The organism is Aeromonas sp. FDAARGOS 1416 (genome assembly GCF_019048085.1).
Lineage (GTDB): Bacteria > Pseudomonadota > Gammaproteobacteria > Enterobacterales > Aeromonadaceae > Aeromonas > Aeromonas veronii.
In genome coordinates, this window is the sequence record NZ_CP077301.1 from 2,613,817 (window position 1) to 2,630,661 (window position 16,845).

The following is a 16,845-nucleotide window of genomic DNA, read 5'->3' on the forward strand; positions in this document are numbered from 1 at the left end:
ACGAAGGGGCCGCTGCGGGCCCCTTCTTCACTCTGATCCCTTGATCAGGCTTCAAATCCGAATGGTTCTGAGTGCGGCGCTTCCGGCTGCGCACTCTCGTCCAGGAAAATATCCCGATAAGCCACATAGATGGAGTAGTTGAGCGCCGGGATCACCACCAGCAGACCTACCAGCAACAGTACTGCGCCAAACAACAACAAAATAGCTGAGAGCAGCCCCCACCAGAAGAAGGGCCACATATTGCGCCAGCAACCGAAGAAGCTCAGACGCACCGCCTGGATGATGCCGATATCGTGGTGGTAGATCAGCGCCGGAGCAAAGGTGACCCCCATCAGCACGGGAATGATGAGCAGCATCCCCACCAGCAATACCAGCAGCAGTTGTTGCAACTGGCTGGCTGAGACCACCATGCTCTCGGGATCCTGCGTCAACAGCGGGAGCAGCCCCCACATGGAGAGCAGACCGAGACAGACGAGGCCAACCAGGCTAAACAGCAGCAACACCAGCAGACCGCCTAGCATCAGCGGGGTCAGCTTGTGGCGAAAACCGGCGAAGAGATCGGCAAACTGCAGCGGCTCCCCCCGATAACCCCGAGCGGCGACCGCCACCCAACCCGCGCCCCACACCATGTAGAGCAGCTGGGAGATAAGGCCACCCGCCGGCAGTTGCTCCAGCAGCATGCCCACCATAAACCAGACCAGCACCATGGCTACGCTGATCCCCATCCCCTTGTTGAAGATATCGAACCCGCTGCGAACCCAGAGCCAGCCACGACCTGTCGTGTACCGGGCCGGTGTGGTGCGCAAAGGGGGTAATCCGTTCATATCGTCTCCTCGGAGTGTCGGTGGCATCAGTGCCGGAAGCCGATTCTAGAGCCAGGGCGGGGGCGACTCAATGGCGAAGCGGCCCGACCACGACATAAAACCTGACGCAGCTATGCACAAAAGGGGCGTCAGCCACGCCCCGCCACTGGCTGCCCCGACCATAACGAGGCACAATCTGTCCCCTCCCCCAGCCGCCACTGCCGTAGCCAGCGTGCCGTGATCACCCTTTAGTGATCGACGAATGCCAGACAGGGGGTTGTCATCCCGCCATCCCGGGCGCTTTAACATCGAGTGGTATCGTCATGAGAGTTGTTTGTTGTCTGTTGTTGTTACTGGCCAGCCAGTCAGCCCTGGCCGAGGGTTTTATCAGTCGCCTGCTCAACCATCCGGTGCCGGGTGGCGTTGCGGTGATCCCTCTTGGCGCGTCACCCACTGCCCCCACGGCCCGCTATCACGACAAACCCGTGCTGGTAGTGCGCGAAGATAACCAGTGGATCGCCATCGTCGGCATCTCTCTCAAAAACCCGCTTGGGGCCCAGCAACTGAGCACAGGTGATGGCCGTACTCTCGGCTTCACCGTCACCCCCAAGCACTACCGCGAGCAGCACATCAAGCTCAAGAACAGCCGTCAGGTCAATCCGCTCGCCGAGGATATGACACGTATCAACCGCGAGCTGGCGGAGCAGACCCGGGCTTACCAGACCTTCAGCCCCAACCAGCCGAGCAACCTGATGTTCGACAAGCCGGTCAACGGCCCCCTCTCCAGCCCGTTTGGCCTGCGTCGCTTCTTCAATGGCGAGGAGCGCAACCCCCACTCCGGCCTCGACTTCGCTGTCGGCGCCGGCACCCCGATCAAGTCCCCCGCCGCAGGCAAGGTGATCCTGATCGGCAACTACTTCTTCAATGGCAATACCGTCTTTGTCGACCACGGTCAGGGGCTCATCAGCATGTTCTGCCACATGTCGAAGGTAGATGTGAAGCTCGGCCAGAGCCTGCCGCGTGGCGGCATCGTCGGGCGAGTCGGCTCAACCGGCCGCGCTACCGGCCCCCATATGCACTGGAACGTCAGCCTCAACGATACCCGGGTCGATCCCGCCATCTTTATCGGCGCCTTCAAGCCCTGAATTGGCAGAGCCCGTTAACAAAACATCCTCTAACAAAACAGGCAGCCCATGGCTGCCTGTCTGCTATCTGTACGTCGAACCTGATTACCTATCCGGCCAGTGCGTGGGCGCCGGACTCCCGACGCATCGCCCGCCACATCACCAACACCAGCAATGAGCTGCACGTTGGCAATGCCAGCCAGACCCCGGGCACGCCCCACAGGGTCGAGAATCCCCACAAGAAACCGCCGATCAGCACCAGCTTGCCACCGGTGAGCAGGGAGGCGATGCGGGCCCGATTGATGGCCTGGAAGTAGGTGGCCCCCACCAGCAGCAAGCCCTCCATCGGCAGCCCCCAGAAGTAGAGCCAGATCCCGAGGCTCGCCACCGGCAGCAAGGTGGCGTTGTCGCCGGCAAACAGATAGACCGCCGCCTCCGGCCACAGATAGAGCGGGAACATGGCGCACAGGGCGATCCCCAACGTCACTCCGAGTGCCAGATTGCGGATCCGCAGCACCCGTCGCCAGTGACCGGCGCCCGCGTTAAAGCTGGCGATGGGCTGGATACCCATGGCGATCCCCTCAAACACCAGATAGAAGAAGGCCTCGGTGTAACTGATCACCCCGTAGGCCGCCACATGCAGCGAAGTGCCGACCGCCAGCAACGCCTTGTTGTGCAGCGCCAGCACCACAGAGAGATAGAGGTACATCAGAAAACTGGAGACCCCGAGGCGCACCGTTTCGCCCATCAGCCGCAGATCGGGGCGCAGGGTGTCCCAACTTATCCGCAGCTGGCTGCGCGGCGTGAAGAAGTGCCACAGGCAGGCGAGGCCCGTCACTGCCTGGGAGAGCATGGTGGCCGTCGCCACCCCGGCCAGTCCGAACGGAAACACCACCATCAACAGATAGTCGAGCAGCACGTTGAGCAGCCCCCCGACTACCATGATGAGGGTGACAAAGCCGGGGCGGCCATCGTTGCGCAGCAGCGAGCTGAACGCCATCGACAGCACCGCAAAGACGCCGAGCCAGGCGTAGGCCTGCAGGTAGGAGAGCCCGGCGGTGAAGATCTCCCCCTCCGCCCCCATCCAGGCCAGCATGGGCTCGCCATAACGGATCCCGATAAAACTGAGCAGTGCCGAGGCCAGCAACACCATCACCAGCGCATTGCCGACGATATGGCGGGCTTTGGCCGGGTTGCCCTGCCCCAGATAGAAGGAGACCAGCGACGAGGCCCCCATGCCGATCAGCGCCCCCACCGCATAGAGCACGGCGCAGATGGGATAAGCCAGCATCAGACCGGCCATGCCATCCTGACCCAGCACATGGCCAACGAAGATGCCATCGATGGTGACATAGATGCCGGTGATCAGCATGGCCGCCACGGTCGGGGTTACGTAACGCCAGAAAAGGCGAGATAGCGGGGCTGTGCCCAGATCAACAGCTGACATATTCGACTCAGTGGAGAGAAAGCGGCCGGGATCATAGCGAAACGGCAGCACGACTTCCTGTTATTTGTGTTATGAATCATTAATATAGACTGCTTTACCCACCTCCCTGCCCTGTTTTAGGCTAGGGCCACCTCTTCTGAACGGAAACGAGCCTCATGTTGCAACGCCTGCTCACCCTCTTGCTGCTCTCCCTTCTCTTGTTGCCGCCAACCGTGCGCGCCGACGATGCCATTGCCCAGGCCGAATCCCTGTTGCAGAGCGTGCCCAAGAGCGACACCCCGGAAAACCAGAAGCTGCGGGAGAGCTACCAGCAGGCACTGCAATTTGCCAGAGAGGCCGAGCGTTACCGGGAGCAGAGCAAAGCCTATCAGCAGATCCTTATCGATTACCCCAAGGAGTCGGCACGCCTCAAGGAGAGCCTGCATAACTATCAGCCCGCTGCTCGCCCGCAGCTGGCGAGCCTCAAGGAGGAGGCGCTGCGCCAGGCCATTGGCCTGAGCAGCAACCGCCAGCTCAACCTGCGCAAGGAGCGCCAGGGGGTGATGGACAGCCTCAACCAGCTGGAGAGCACCGGGCAGGAGTATCACCTGCGGGTGGATGATCTGCGCAAACAGCTGCAACTGACCCGCAGCCAGCTGGAGCGACTGAGCTTCAGCAGCGAATCGGATCGCCAACAGGAGGCACAGCTGCTGCTGACCAGAATGAAAGAGCAGAGCCTCTCCGACCGGATCCAGATGCTGGAACTGGAGCAGCTCTCTGCCCAGCAGCGCAACGATCTCGGCAAGCTGAAGCTGCAGGAGCTCAATCTGGCCATCGCCGATGAGGATGAGTGGCAAGCCAGCCTGCTGACCCAGCAGAACCAGCTGCGGCGGGAGAAGACCGAGCAGGCGCTGGAAGAGAGCGAACGGCTGCGCAAGCAGCTCACCACCGACATGCCGCTGCTGCTGGAGCAGCAACAGCAGAATCAGGCGCTCTCCATCCAGCTCGGCACACTGGAAGATCAGATTGAGCGGGTGCAGGATGAGCAGCGCAGCGTCGACAAGAATCTGTTTGAACTGAATGAGCTGGTCAACTCGGTACGCGAGCAGCTGGAGTGGTTGCAGATCAGTAATGCCTACGGCGAGAACCTGCGCAGCAAACTCTCCGATCTGCCCCCCCAGTTCCCCCTCGACAAGCTGGAGTCCGCCATCGTCAGCGCCCGCATGGCCAAGTACCAGTACGAGAGCGAGCAGGATGGGCTCAAGGATACCCGCCAGCTGCGCGACAAGCTGATGGCCGAAGAGGAGGTGACGCTGGATCGGCCGCAGCAAGCGGTGCTCGACAACCTGCTCAAGGCCCGGCGCCAACTGCTGACCCGGCTCAACGACGCCTCAGACACCCTCATTCAGGAGCAGACCCGCCTCAAACTGCTCTACAGCCGCCAGAACAGCAAGATCGACGAGATCCGCGAAATAAGCGCCAGCCACCTGTTCTGGATGCCCGATGTGCGCCCCTTTACCCCGCAGGTGATGCTCGGCATTCCCGCCGCGCTGACCCTGGCCTTCAACCCGGACAACTGGCTGCAACTGCCCTACGCCATCGCCGAGAACAGCCCGCTGAGCATCACGCTGGCCGGTATTGGTCTGCTGGTGCTGGCCTGGAGCTGGTTCAAGCTGGCCCGTCACCTGAGCCTCTATTGCGACCATATTGCGCCGCGGATCGGCAAGGTGACCCAGGACAAATTCAGCCTCACCAGCCGCTTGCTGCTGCGCTCCCTGCTTGCCGCCCTCCCCTTGCCCGCCATGGTGTTGATGGTGCGCGGCCTGCTCGAAGGGGCCTGGCAATACCCGTTTGCGGTGGCGGTGGCGCGCGGCCTTGGCGAGATCTGGTTTCTGCTGCTGGCGCTGGTGATGGCCCGCCATCTGACGCTGGAGCGGGGGATTTTGATCCACCACTTCCGCTGGCCCCGGGAACAGGTGCAAAAGGTATGGGGGCAGTTTCGCACCCTGCTGCTGGTGCTGATCCCGAGTTTCTTCGTGCAGGGGATGGCCAACAGCTATCAGGAGCACGCCTTCTACGACTCCCTCGGCCGGATGGCCTTCATGATCGGTGCACTCTGGCTGCTGCTCTTCTTTGCCCGTCTCAACCGGGAGCGATTGCCGCTCACCTGGGGCCAGACCGACATGACCAAGCCCCATCTGCTGCACCACTTCATCTGGAACAGCCTGATGCTGGCGCCGCTGCTGGCGGTGATTGGCGCCCTGTTTGGCTACTTCTATACCTCGCGCACCCTGCTGCGCCAGCTGGAGCTTAGCCTGTTGATGGGGCTGGGTTGCCTGCTGGTCTACTATCTGGCCAGACGCTGGATGCTGATCCAGCGCCGCCGCCTTGCCTTCGAGCGCGCCAAGAGCAAGCGGGCCGAGATCCTGGCCCAGCGCGGCCGGGAAGAGGGGCATGACGAGCTCAGCTCCGAGACCCCGGACGTGGTGGAAGAGACTGAGCTGGATCTCGATACCATCAGCGCCCAGTCGCTGGGGCTGGTGCGCACCCTGCTGATGCTGGGCTTCACCATGCTGGTGGTGGTGCAATGGTCGGATCTCAACTCCGCCTTCAGTTTCCTCAGCAATATCGAGGTGTGGCAGGTAAGCAGCAAAATTGGCGGCATCGAGCAGCTCTCGGCCATCACCTTGCAGGATCTGATGCTGACCGCCTTCGTCTTCATTCTGACCGTGGTGACAGCCCGCAACCTGCCGGGGCTGATGGAGCTGACCCTGTTGCAGCACCTGAGCCTCTCCCCGGGTACCGGCTTTGCCCTCACGACCACCAGCAAGTATCTGGTGATCCTGATCGGCGCCCTCACCGGCTTCTCCATGCTCGGCATCGACTGGTCGAAGACCCAGTGGCTGGTCGCCGCCCTCTCGGTGGGGCTGGGTTTCGGTCTGCAGGAGATCTTCGCCAACTTTGTCTCCGGCCTCATTATCCTGTTTGAGAAGCCAATCCGGCTCGGTGACACCGTCACCATCCGCGATCTCACTGGCACCGTCACCAAGATCAAAACCCGGGCGACGACTATCGTGGATTGGGATCGCAAGGAGATCATCGTGCCCAACAAGGCTTTCATCACCGAACAGTTCATCAACTGGTCGCTCTCCGATGCCATCACCCGGGTCAAACTGCGGATCCGGATCGGCCTGACCCGGGATCCGAAACTGGTGCAGCGCATTCTGGAAGAGTCCATCCAGGCATCGACCCTGGTATTGGAGACGCCAACGCCAGAGGTCTTCCTGATCGAATTCACCGACTCGGCACTGATCTACGAGATCCGCCTCTACGTCAACAACATGGATCACCGGATGCCCATCACCCACGAGGTTCACTCGCTGGTGCTGGAGAAGATGCAGCAGCAGGGACTTACCCTGCCCCATCAACAGATCGACATTCACCTGAGCCGCGGCTGATCCGCGAGGTAAAAGGAGCAGAACATGCAGATTATTGCCCACCGTGGCGCCAGCGGTCTGGCCCCCGAAAACACTCTCAAGGCGATGGCCAAAGCGCTGGAGCTGGGAGCACCAGCCATCGAGATCGACGTACAGGCGGCCGATAGCGAATTGTGGGTATTCCATGACAGGCGGCTGGAGCGCTGCACCAACGGCAAGGGGGTACTGACCGAGCAATCCCGCTCCTATCTGGAGCAGCTCGATGCCGGTGAGGGAGAGGTGATCCCGACCCTGTGGCAGGTAATGGAGATCATCGCCGGACGCTGCGAGTTGCATATCGAGCTCAAGGGGGCCTATACCGCCGATGCGGTGGCAACCCTGACCCGACGGGCAGAGGCCGAGCTTGGCTTTACTCCCGGGCAGTGGGTGGTTTCTTCCTTCCATCACCCGGAGCTGGCCCGATTTGCCGCCTCGCGGCCCGATATCCGGCTCGGTGCCCTGACCGCCAACCTGCCGCTCAACCTGGCGCAGGTTGCCGACGAGCTGGGGGCCTGGTCCATCAATTGCGATGTTGATTTCATCGACGCCGCGCTGGTCGATGATGCCCATCGCCGGGGGCTCAAAGTTCTGGTTTATACCGTTGATTATCCAGAAGATTATGAAACGCTCTCTAGCATGGGGGTCGATGGAATCTTCACCAATCGACCAGATCGTTTTCTGACGAGTGAGGGGGCGATACGCGCATGGATATCCACTGATTTAGGCACTAACTTTAAATAGCTGACCGGGATACAAAGAGTTCAACTTCAGCCGATAAATAGAGGCTTATAACAATAACTAGATTCCACACACTTCAGACTGACGCTCACAAGGATGTAACTATGAACTTATCCATTAAAAACAAGCTTGTTCTGGCTATCGGGGTCATCATTCTGGTGATCACCGGCCTGCAGGTCTGGTACAACACCTCGCAACTGCGCAGCGAGACCCAGCGACTGGTCTGGAACATCATCGACGAAAGCTCCATGGCCAACGTCAAGGGGATCTCCCGCTGGGTCGACTCCCGGATCAGCATGGTCAGCACCACCAAGGAAGCATTCGCCAAAGAAGACGAACCCATCAGTCATCTGGCCCAGTCCATGAATGCCGGTGGCTTCGACCTGGTCTATGCCGGTACCGCAGACGGCAAGATGATCCAGAGCAAACCGACCGACTTGCCCGCCGGTTATGACCCCCGTCAACGCCCTTGGTACAAGGACGCGGCCGCCGCAGGCAAGCTGGTCATTACAGCCCCCTATGCCGACATCTCCACCGGCCAGCTGATTGTCACCATTGCCGAGCCGTTCCAGCGCGGCAATACCCAGGGGGTCATCGCCGGTGACGTCTCCATCAGCTCACTGATCTCGGACATTCTTGCGGTCACCACCGAGGGCACCTACGCCATGCTGGTAGACAGCAATGGCACCATCATCGCGCACCCCGATGCCTCCCTGAGCCTGAAATCCGCCACCGCTCTGGCACCGGAACTGACTGCCGCCTACATCAATCAGGTCGCCCATGACGGCATGATCAACGAGCTGGTGATCAGCGGCAAGAAAGAGGTCTACGACTTTAATGCCATTCCCAATACCAACTGGTATTACGGCATGATGGTGGATGAAGAGATCGCCTACCAGTCAGTACGCCGAATGGTTACCTCCTCCCTCATTCAGGGGCTTATCACCATACTGATCGTGGCAGGTTTCTCCTATGTCGCCATCAACGGCTCGCTGGCCCCTCTGAAAACCTTGGGCGAAGCGATTGCCGATCTCTCCCGTGGCAATGGCGATCTGACCCGCCGGATCAAGATTGAACGTGAGGATGAAGTAGGCGCGGTTGCCAAACACGTCAACACCTTCATCGAGCGGATCCATGTGATGGTGCAGGATATCTCCAACTCCTCCGGTCAACTCAACCAGCAGGCCAAGTCCTCCCACAGCATGGCGGAGAAGGCCAATCAGGGGCTGGCACGCCAGCAAAACGAGATCTCCCAGATCGCCACTGCAGTACACGAGATGTCGGCCACCGCGGTCGAGGTCGCCAGCAACGCCGAGCAGACCGCCGAAGCGGCCCGCAGCTCCTCCAGCAGTTGCGAGCATGGCAAACAGGTGATCGCCCGCAACCAGCGCTCCATCACCGATCTGGCCACCCAGGTGGAACAGGCCTCCAACATCATTCAGGAACTGGAGAAAAACGCTCAGGAGATCAACACCATCCTCTCCACCATTCAGGGCATCGCCGAGCAGACCAACCTGCTGGCACTCAACGCCGCCATCGAAGCGGCACGTGCCGGTGAACAGGGTCGCGGCTTTGCGGTGGTAGCCGACGAGGTGCGCGTCCTGTCACAGCGTACCCACAGCTCCACCGTCGAGATCCGCAATATGATCGAAACCCTGCAACGCAATACCCAGGGAGCGGTCAGCACCATGCACGAAGGCCAGCTGTTGGCCCAGAACAGCGTGGATGACGCCAACAACGCCACCCATGCGCTGGAACAGATCACCACCTCGATCAACCAGATCTCCGACATGGCGACCCAGATCTCCAGCGCGGCTGAAGAGCAGCGGGCCGTCACCGACGAAGTAAGCCGCAACATTCAGGCGGTGAAAGATGTCTCGGACGAACTGGCAGTAGATGCAGACAGCTCACGCCATCTCTCTGAACAACTTAAAAATATTTCGGGTGAACTGAGCAATCAGGTCGGTATGTTCCGCATTTGAGGATGAGCAAAAGGGGCCGTACAGGCCCCTTTTATTTTTCTAAATAGCGCTTAATTTTCAGTGAGTAATCTCACATTACCCGCCAAATACCCCGCCTTGAAATCCTTGTGATTCGTCTGGAATTATCAGATCACCGCCGTGTTCACCGCAGCATTTCGGATTACCTATTTCTATCCGAATAGATAAATGCCAATAATTCTCATTAAAAAATTACAATAAAAAACTTAAAATTTTTTTCGCGAGTACCTAAAAAGAGAGGTGATTCGCATTTTATTGAAAGAAAACTACGTACAATCCAGAAGTTAAAGTGCTCGTAGCTAGGTGTTCAACTGCTCAGTAACACCAGAAAATGACGATAATAACGACATTTTCATCCAGGGATTTGGGTGTTTTATAGAAAAATAACCAATAAAAAGGGAATAAAACCTAGCAGTTTGACTTGCATCAAGCCTGAATTTTTTTCATAGAGCAAAATCGTGCCCAGCAAATCTATCCCTAAGGAGGCAGATGTGGATATTATCAAGACCGATGTGGCCATCATCGGTGCTGGCGGTACCGGCTTACGCGCCGCTATCGCTATAGCCGAATCACAGCCAGACCTGGACATCGCCCTGATTTCCAAGGTTTACCCGATGCGCAGCCACACGGTTGCTGCCGAAGGCGGCGCCGCCGGTGTCGTCCGTGATGACGACTCCCTCGAAAACCACTTCAACGATACCGTCTCCGGTGGTGACTGGCTGTGCGAGCAGGACGTTGTGGAATACTTCGTCAACAACGCGACCAAAGAGATGATCCAGCTGGAGCACTGGGGTTGCCCCTGGAGCCGCAAGCCGGATGGCAAAGCCAACGTGCGTCCGTTTGGTGGCATGAAGGTTCCGCGTACCTGGTTCGCCGCAGACAAGTCCGGTTTCCATATTCTGCACACCCTGTTCCAGACCTCCGTCAAATACCCGAGCATCAAGCGCTTCGACGAGCATTTCTGTCTTGATCTGATCGTGGACGACGGCCGCGTTCAGGGCGTACTGACCTTCGACATCCAGAACGGTATCACCCGCTTCATCCAGGCCAAATCCGTGATCGTGGCAACCGGCGGTGCTGGCCGTGTCTATCGCTACAACACCAACGGTGGCATCGTCACTGGCGACGGCATGGCACTGGCCTACCGTCACGGCGTACCGCTGCGTGATATGGAATTCGTCCAGTATCACCCGACCGGTCTGCCGGGCACCGGCATCCTGATGACCGAAGGTTGTCGTGGTGAGGGTGGCGTCCTGTTGAACAAAGATGGCTACCGCTACCTGCAAGACTACGGCTTGGGCCCGGAAACCCCGATTGGCCAGCCGAAGAGCAAATACATGGAACTGGGTCCGCGCGACCGCGTTTCCCAGGCATTCTGGCAAGAGCAGCAGAAAGGCCGCGTCATTCAGGGCCCGATGGGCGATGTGGTTCACCTCGACCTGCGTCACCTTGGCGAGAAGTACCTGAAAGAGCGTCTGCCGTTCATCTGCGAACTGGCCAAAGCCTACGTCAACGTGGATCCGGCCAAAGAGCCTATCCCGGTACGTCCGACTGCCCACTACACCATGGGTGGTATCGAGACTGACAACAAGTGTGCCACCCGTCTGCCCGGCCTCTACGCCGCGGGCGAATGTGCCTCCGTCGGTCTGCACGGTGCCAACCGTCTGGGTTCCAACTCCCTGTCCGAGATCGTGGTATTCGGCAAACTGGCCGGTGAGCAGGCAGGTGAATTTGCCAAGACTCAGAAGCATGGCAATACCGAAGCGCTGGCCGCCAAGGCCGAGGCGCTCATCAAGCAGCACCTCTCCCTGATGGACATAGACGGTACCGAAAACCCGGCCGATATCCGCAACGAGCTGGGCATGTCCATGGAAGCCGGCGTCGGTATCTACCGTACCGAAGAGCTGATGCAGGGTACCATCGACAAGATCAACGAGCTGAAAGCCCGTTACAAGAAGGTCAAGATCAACGACAAGTCCTCTGTCTTCAACACCGATCTGCTGTACGCCATCGAACTGGGTTACATGCTGGACGTGGCTGAAGCCATGGCGCACTCCGCCATCAATCGTAAAGAGTCCCGCGGTTCCCACCAGCGTCTGGATGGTTACGAAGAGCGCGATGACGTGAACTTCCTCAAGCACACGCTCTCGTTCTACAAAAATGGCGAAACGCCCTCCATCGATTACTCCGATGTGAAGATCACTAAGTCCCAGCCGGCAAAACGCGTGTACGGCTCCGAGGGTGAGAAACAAGACGAGGCTAAGAAGAATGGCTGAGATGATTGAAATTGAGATCCTGCGCTACCGTCCGGAACAGGATAACGAGCCCTGGATGCAAACCTTCCAAGTGCCATACCAGAGAGAGATGTCTCTGCTGGACGCCCTGCAGTACATCAAGGATCACCTGGACTCTACCCTGAGCTTCCGCTGGTCCTGCCGGATGGCGATCTGCGGCTCTTGCGGCATGATGGTCAACGGTGTGCCCAAGCTGGGTTGCAAGGCGTTCCTGCGCGACTACCTGCCGGGCAAGATGACCGTCGAGCCGCTCAACAACTTCCCGATCGAGCGCGATCTGGTGGTCGACATGTCCGACTTCATCGAGAAGCTGGAGAGCATCAAGCCGTACATCATCCCGAGCGAGCCGCGCAGCCTGTGTGATGGCGAGTACATCCAGACTCCGGCCCAGATGGCGCAGTACAAGCAGTTCTCCCAGTGCATCAACTGTGGTCTCTGCTACGCGGCCTGCCCGCAGTACGGCATCAACAAGAAGTTCACCGGCCCGGCGGCACTGGCTCTGGCCTATCGCTACAACGTCGACAACCGTGATGCCGGCGCCAAAGAGCGTATGCGCATCATCAGCCAGGACGAAGGCGTCTGGGGCTGTACCTTCGTGGGCTACTGCTCCGAAGTGTGCCCGAAGGGCGTCGATCCGGCGGCGGCCATCCAGCTTGGCAAGGTCGAAAGCGCCAAGGACTACATGATCGCCATGTTCAAGCCAGATTGAGAGCAGGATTGAGACCATGAACAACACTGATAGCAAACGTAAACCTTACGTCCGCGAAATGAAGAAAGACTGGTGGCTGAAGAACGCCTTCTACACCGGTTACATGATCCGTGAAGGCACCAGTATCTTCGTCTCCATCTACGCCGTTGTGCTGATGTGGGGCCTGATGCGCCTGGTTCAGGGTCAGGAAGCGTTCAACGGCTGGCTGGAATCCCTGCAAAGCCCGATCGCCATCCTGTTCCATGTCGTCGCTCTGGCGGCGTGCCTGTTCCATGCCAAAACCTGGTTCGCCCTGGCGCCGAAAGCCATGCGTATCTTCCGTGGTGAAGACCTGGTACCGGAGAAGCCGATCGTTCTCGCCCAGTATGTGGCGCTGGCGGTGGTGTCCCTGCTTGTCCTGATCATCGTGGCCTGAGGAGAAAACAATGAGACGTTCTGACGAACCAATTTACTGGGGTCTGTTTGGTGCGGGTGGCATGGTCGTTGCCATGCTGCTGCCGGTCATTGTCCTCATCACCGGTCTGCTGGTGCCCATGGGCATCATGGACGTGGAAACCATGAGCTATGACCGCGTGCACGCGTTCGCCAGCTCCTGGTGGGGTGCCTGCATCCTGCTGGTGATCATCGCCCTGCCAGTCTGGCACGGCATGCACCGTATCTACCACGGTCTGCACGATCTGGGGATCCACACCACCAAGCTGCACCACTATGTGTTCTATGGCTTTGCCTTCCTGGTATCTGCCATTAGCGTCGGCTTGCTGATGGTGCTGGTACTCCAGTAATCACATCTGACTGATTGACCAAACCGGGCCTCGTGCTCGGTTTTTTTTTGCCCCGCTATCCCGCCCCTGCTTTTTATTCACTCAAACAATTCGATAAAAACCAGATTATCGTCCAATCATATGGCGATCACAGTCACATAACACCAATACATTCGTCATTTGTAGCAAACCATTTTGACCACCATCAATTTAGTGACATCCATATCAATTATAATTATTCAGATTAAATAATTATTCATATGGAGCTAGCTAATGACAGACAAAACACGCTCGGTGAGCATAGGCAGTTACCTGGCCCTGGCCTTCGCCGTGGTCTTCTTCTCCGGACTGTTGCAATCCGGCGAGTGGTACGGGGTATTCGATTTCACCACGCTGAACGGCTCGTTCGGCACCATGGTCCAGAGCGTCAGCGAGAATGGTGACGGCATCAAGACCGCCATGACCGACATGCGCGGCAAGGGGGGCAACGGGGCGAGAGACGGCTTTCTGTTCGCCCTGACCCTGATCCCCACCGTGATGTTTGCTCTCGGTATGATCAATGTGCTGGAGCACTACGGCGCGCTGGAAGCGGCCCGCAAGTTGCTGACCCCGCTGCTGCGCCCGCTGATGGGGATCCCGGGCAATACCGGTCTGGCGCTGATCGCTTCGCTGCAGAGTACCGATGCCGGTGCCGCCATGACCCGTCAGCTCAAGGATGAAGGGCTCATCACCAAGCGTGAAACCGACGTATTCACCATGTTCCAGTTCTCCGCTGGTGCCACCATCGTCAACTTCTTCTCCTCCGGCGCCGTGCTGTTCACCCTGACGCTGGCAGATGGCAGCCCGGCGGTCAGCTCCTCCATCGGTCTGGCTGTCATCGTGATGTTCGCCTTCAAATTTGTCGGGGCCAACCTGTTCCGGGTCTACCTCAATATGAGCGAAGGCAAGCAGACCGATAACAACACCCAGCAGACCCTCAACACTCAGGAGCAAGCCAAATGAGCCAGGCCAACATCAAGAAACCCATCGTTACCGATATCTTCGTCGAAGGGGCCAAGAAGGGCTGGGTCATCGCCACCACCTCCACCGTACCCAACGTACTGATGGCCTTCGTCATCATCAAGGCGCTGCAGATCACCGGCGCGCTGGATGCCATGGGCGCCATTTTCTCCCCTGTCATGGCCATCTTCGGGTTGCCCGGTGAGGCGGCAGCCGTGCTGATCGGCGCCTGGATGTCGATGGGCGGTGCAGTCGGTGTGGTCATCACCCTGTTCGATCAGGGCATCCTCAACGGCACTCACATCGCCATTCTGGCGCCAGCCATCTACCTGATGGGCTCCCAGGTGCAGTACATGGGCCGCATCCTCGGCTGTATCGGCACCGAAGGGCGTTATATCCCCATCATGGTCGCCATCTCGGTACTCAACGCCTTCGGCGCCATGCTGGTGATGAACATCCTTCTCTGACCCGAACCTGATAGTGGAGCAAGCAATGACTTTTTCTCTGGATCAATACCTGACCGAACTGGCCCCGCTGATCAATCTGGATTGCGGATCCCTGCACCAGCCGGGCATTGCGGCAGTGGCCGACCTGATGGCCGCCAAATATGAGGCGATGGGTGGCTGGCAGATCAAGCGGGTCGACTGCGGCGCCGCCGGGGTGGGGCTGGAGATCCGCAACCAGCCTGATGCGGCGCAGATCGATGTAATGCTGATCGGCCATATGGATACCGTCTTCCCCCTCGGCACCGCCGCCGCCCGCCCGATGAGCATCGATGGTGAGCGCGCATACGGCCCCGGTGTCTCCGACATGAAATCCGGCCTGCTCAACATCGTCTATGCCCTGCGTGAACTGCCCCGCGAGGTGCGCGATCGCCTGAGCATCTGCGTCTGCATGAACCCGGACGAGGAGATTGGTTCCCTCCACTCCAGTGACTGGCTGGCAACGGTGGCCAAACAGGCAAAACAGGTGCTGGTGGCCGAAGCGGCCCGCGCCGATGGCTCGCTGGTCAAGGCGCGCAAGGGGATGGCCCGTTATCGCATCGATTTCACCGGCAAGGCGGCTCACGCGGGCAACGAACCGCAGAAGGGGCGCAGCGCCATTACCGAGCTGGGCCACTGGATCCTGGCCATCAACGCCCTGACCAACTTCGAGAGCGGCACCACCCTCAACATCGGCATTGTCGAGGGGGGCAACGGCGCCAACATAGTGCCGGCACATGCCAGCGCCGTAGTGGATGTCCGCTTCTGGGACAATCAGGAGTACCACCAGATCGACGATCATCTGCTGACCCTGGCCGAGCGGCCGCATCTGGACGGTGTCACCATCCAGCTGACCCGCGAGGCGCATAAACCGGCCATGGTGCCGTCAGAGGGCACCCAGGCATTGATGCAGCTAGTGGAGGAGTGTGGCGCCGAACTGGGGTTACCGATCAGCTGGCAGGAGGTGGGGGGCGGCTCCGATGCCAACCTGACCGCCGCCCTCGGCATTCCCACTCTGGATGGTCTGGGCCCCATCGGTGCCGGTTTCCACAGTGACGAGGAGTATCTGGATCTGGCCAGCATTGCCCCGCGCATCGAGCTGCTGGTGAAGGTACTGACTCGTCTGGCAGCCTGACAAGCTCTCACGTAAAAAAGGGCCAGCCGGTTTGCACCGGCTGGCCCTTTTTTTATCTGCTCCCCCTGAATGACAGCAACCCTTCGCTATTACTCCATTGGCGGCAAGAAGCGGCGCATCACCTCATCCGTATGCCCCCCTTCCTGAAATGCCACCAGCGACTGATTGAGGATGTTCACCAGCTGGTGACCGCGGGGGGAGCCCTTGCTCACCAGCAGATAGAATCCCTTGCGGCTGGGCAGGGCGAGATTGAGCAACCCGCTCTCGCTGCGGTAGATGCCAAGGCTGATGCCAGCCACCAGAGGTTCGATTTCGCTTGGCAGAAAGTCGCAGCGATCCCGCTCCAGCATATCGAGCGCCTGCTGCAACTGTTTAACCCGGCGTGGCTCCTGCGCAAGCCCGTAGGGGGTGTAGTTGTAACCAATCACCCCGCACACCCGGGAACGATTGACCGTCTGCAGATCCGGCGGTTCGGGGTAGCGGCGCTTGAGATAGAAGAAACCGAGGTGGGTGTAATAGAGGGGTACGCTATAGAAGGCAAACTCGGCACGCTCCGGCTTGTAGCTGGCATCCCAGGTCAGCTCACACAGACCGTTCAGGCGATAATCCGCCAGCTCCTGCTGCACCCGCGCCCAGGGCAGATAGCGGATCTGGTGCGAGAGCCCGCTCTGTTGCAGGGCATCGAGCACCAGCGTCGTCGCCGAACCTGTCAGGCGGCTGGTATCGGGCACCCCATCCTTACGCTCCCAATAGGTAAAGGGGGCCCACTCGTTGCCCTCCCCCAGACAGATCTTCACTGGTGGCTCTTGCCCCCATAGCGCGGGGGACAAGATGGCCATCGCCAATCCCGCCCACCATGTTGCCGCTCGTCTCATCTCCCGCTCCCGGACTGTTTATC

14 protein-coding genes are annotated in these 16,845 nt (G+C 59.3%); 11 read left to right on the forward strand and 3 right to left on the reverse strand.

The features are described from left to right. Nucleotides 1-44: 44 nt before the first annotated feature. Entirely contained in the window at nt 45-824 is a 780-nt protein-coding gene (locus tag I6L46_RS11640) for a BPSS1780 family membrane protein (protein ID WP_021229782.1), read from the reverse strand. A gap of 302 nt (nt 825-1,126) precedes the next feature. Here I6L46_RS11640 and I6L46_RS11645 point away from each other — a divergent pair, with 302 nt between their 5' ends. After that, nucleotides 1,127-1,948, forward strand: coding sequence for a peptidoglycan DD-metalloendopeptidase family protein (locus I6L46_RS11645; protein ID WP_058059219.1), 822 nt, complete (start codon nt 1,127-1,129; stop codon nt 1,946-1,948). Between the two features lie 88 nt (nt 1,949-2,036). On the opposite strand, the gene I6L46_RS11650 is transcribed toward I6L46_RS11645, so the two are convergent. Beyond that, complete coding sequence (locus I6L46_RS11650; protein ID WP_106842912.1) at nt 2,037-3,374, reverse strand: MATE family efflux transporter; 1,338 nt, start codon at nt 3,372-3,374, stop codon at nt 2,037-2,039. Nucleotides 3,375-3,529: 155 nt separating this feature from the next. On the opposite strand from I6L46_RS11650, the gene mscM reads away from it, so the two are divergent. The 10 genes from mscM (at nt 3,530) to I6L46_RS11700 (ending at nt 15,947) form a co-directional block, all read left to right on the forward strand. Then, on the forward strand, nt 3,530-6,811 hold the full coding sequence (gene mscM / locus I6L46_RS11655) for a miniconductance mechanosensitive channel MscM (protein WP_216975570.1): 3,282 nt from the start codon (nt 3,530-3,532) through the stop codon (nt 6,809-6,811). 24 nt (nt 6,812-6,835) lie between these two features. Further along, a complete protein-coding gene (locus I6L46_RS11660) occupies nt 6,836-7,570 on the forward strand; it encodes a glycerophosphodiester phosphodiesterase (protein ID WP_216975572.1) in 735 nt (244 codons plus the stop codon). A 101-nt stretch (nt 7,571-7,671) separates the two neighbouring features. Next, complete coding sequence (locus I6L46_RS11665; protein WP_216975574.1) at nt 7,672-9,549, forward strand: methyl-accepting chemotaxis protein; 1,878 nt, start codon at nt 7,672-7,674, stop codon at nt 9,547-9,549. Between the two features lie 509 nt (nt 9,550-10,058). Beyond that, nucleotides 10,059-11,843 carry a fumarate reductase (quinol) flavoprotein subunit gene (gene frdA / locus I6L46_RS11670; protein WP_047437968.1) on the forward strand — a complete coding sequence of 595 codons (1,785 nt, stop codon included), beginning with the start codon at nt 10,059-10,061 and terminating at the stop codon, nt 11,841-11,843. Further along, nucleotides 11,836-12,570 carry a succinate dehydrogenase/fumarate reductase iron-sulfur subunit gene (locus I6L46_RS11675; RefSeq protein WP_005335057.1) on the forward strand — a complete coding sequence of 245 codons (735 nt, stop codon included), beginning with the start codon at nt 11,836-11,838 and terminating at the stop codon, nt 12,568-12,570. Before frdA ends, I6L46_RS11675 begins: the two co-directional genes overlap by 8 nt. Before the next feature lie 16 nt (nt 12,571-12,586). Continuing rightward, the gene (locus tag I6L46_RS11680; RefSeq protein WP_005335058.1) at nt 12,587-12,985 is read left to right on the forward strand and encodes a hypothetical protein; all 399 of its coding nucleotides are present in this window, start codon (nt 12,587-12,589) and stop codon (nt 12,983-12,985) included. Nucleotides 12,986-12,995: 10 nt separating this feature from the next. Next, nucleotides 12,996-13,352: a fumarate reductase subunit FrdD gene (frdD, locus tag I6L46_RS11685; protein ID WP_005335059.1), complete on the forward strand. Its 357-nt coding sequence runs from the start codon at nt 12,996-12,998 to the stop codon at nt 13,350-13,352. A gap of 252 nt (nt 13,353-13,604) precedes the next feature. Then, nucleotides 13,605-14,333, forward strand: coding sequence for a nucleoside recognition domain-containing protein (locus tag I6L46_RS11690; RefSeq protein ID WP_005335061.1), 729 nt, complete (start codon nt 13,605-13,607; stop codon nt 14,331-14,333). Further along, nucleotides 14,330-14,797, forward strand: a complete 468-nt coding sequence (locus I6L46_RS11695) for a YjiG family protein (RefSeq protein WP_005335063.1) — start codon at nt 14,330-14,332, stop codon at nt 14,795-14,797. Before I6L46_RS11690 ends, I6L46_RS11695 begins: the two co-directional genes overlap by 4 nt. Before the next feature lie 25 nt (nt 14,798-14,822). Further along, on the forward strand, nt 14,823-15,947 hold the full coding sequence (locus I6L46_RS11700; RefSeq protein WP_128835120.1) for a M20 family metallopeptidase: 1,125 nt from the start codon (nt 14,823-14,825) through the stop codon (nt 15,945-15,947). Between the two features lie 89 nt (nt 15,948-16,036). On the opposite strand, the gene I6L46_RS11705 is transcribed toward I6L46_RS11700, so the two are convergent. Next, entirely contained in the window at nt 16,037-16,786 is a 750-nt protein-coding gene (locus tag I6L46_RS11705; protein ID WP_110302585.1) for an ABC transporter substrate-binding protein, read from the reverse strand. Nucleotides 16,787-16,845: the final 59 nt, after the last annotated feature.

Bases quoted from the DNA above. Each gene is read 5' to 3' on its own strand.
- I6L46_RS11640 (WP_021229782.1), bottom strand. From the start codon at position 824: ATGAACGGATTACCCCCTTTGCGCACCACACCGGCCCGGTACACGACA.
- I6L46_RS11645 (WP_058059219.1), top strand. From the start codon at position 1,127: ATGAGAGTTGTTTGTTGTCTGTTGTTGTTACTGGCCAGCCAGTCAGCC.
- I6L46_RS11660 (WP_216975572.1), top strand. From the start codon at position 6,836: ATGCAGATTATTGCCCACCGTGGCGCCAGCGGTCTGGCCCCCGAAAAC.
- I6L46_RS11695 (WP_005335063.1), top strand. From the start codon at position 14,330: ATGAGCCAGGCCAACATCAAGAAACCCATCGTTACCGATATCTTCGTC.
- I6L46_RS11675 (WP_005335057.1), top strand. From the start codon at position 11,836: ATGGCTGAGATGATTGAAATTGAGATCCTGCGCTACCGTCCGGAACAG.
- I6L46_RS11665 (WP_216975574.1), top strand. From the start codon at position 7,672: ATGAACTTATCCATTAAAAACAAGCTTGTTCTGGCTATCGGGGTCATC.
- I6L46_RS11680 (WP_005335058.1), top strand. From the start codon at position 12,587: ATGAACAACACTGATAGCAAACGTAAACCTTACGTCCGCGAAATGAAG.
- I6L46_RS11650 (WP_106842912.1), bottom strand. From the start codon at position 3,374: ATGTCAGCTGTTGATCTGGGCACAGCCCCGCTATCTCGCCTTTTCTGG.
- mscM (WP_216975570.1), top strand. From the start codon at position 3,530: ATGTTGCAACGCCTGCTCACCCTCTTGCTGCTCTCCCTTCTCTTGTTG.
- I6L46_RS11700 (WP_128835120.1), top strand. From the start codon at position 14,823: ATGACTTTTTCTCTGGATCAATACCTGACCGAACTGGCCCCGCTGATC.
- I6L46_RS11705 (WP_110302585.1), bottom strand. From the start codon at position 16,786: ATGGCCATCTTGTCCCCCGCGCTATGGGGGCAAGAGCCACCAGTGAAG.
- frdD (WP_005335059.1), top strand. From the start codon at position 12,996: ATGAGACGTTCTGACGAACCAATTTACTGGGGTCTGTTTGGTGCGGGT.
- I6L46_RS11690 (WP_005335061.1), top strand. From the start codon at position 13,605: ATGACAGACAAAACACGCTCGGTGAGCATAGGCAGTTACCTGGCCCTG.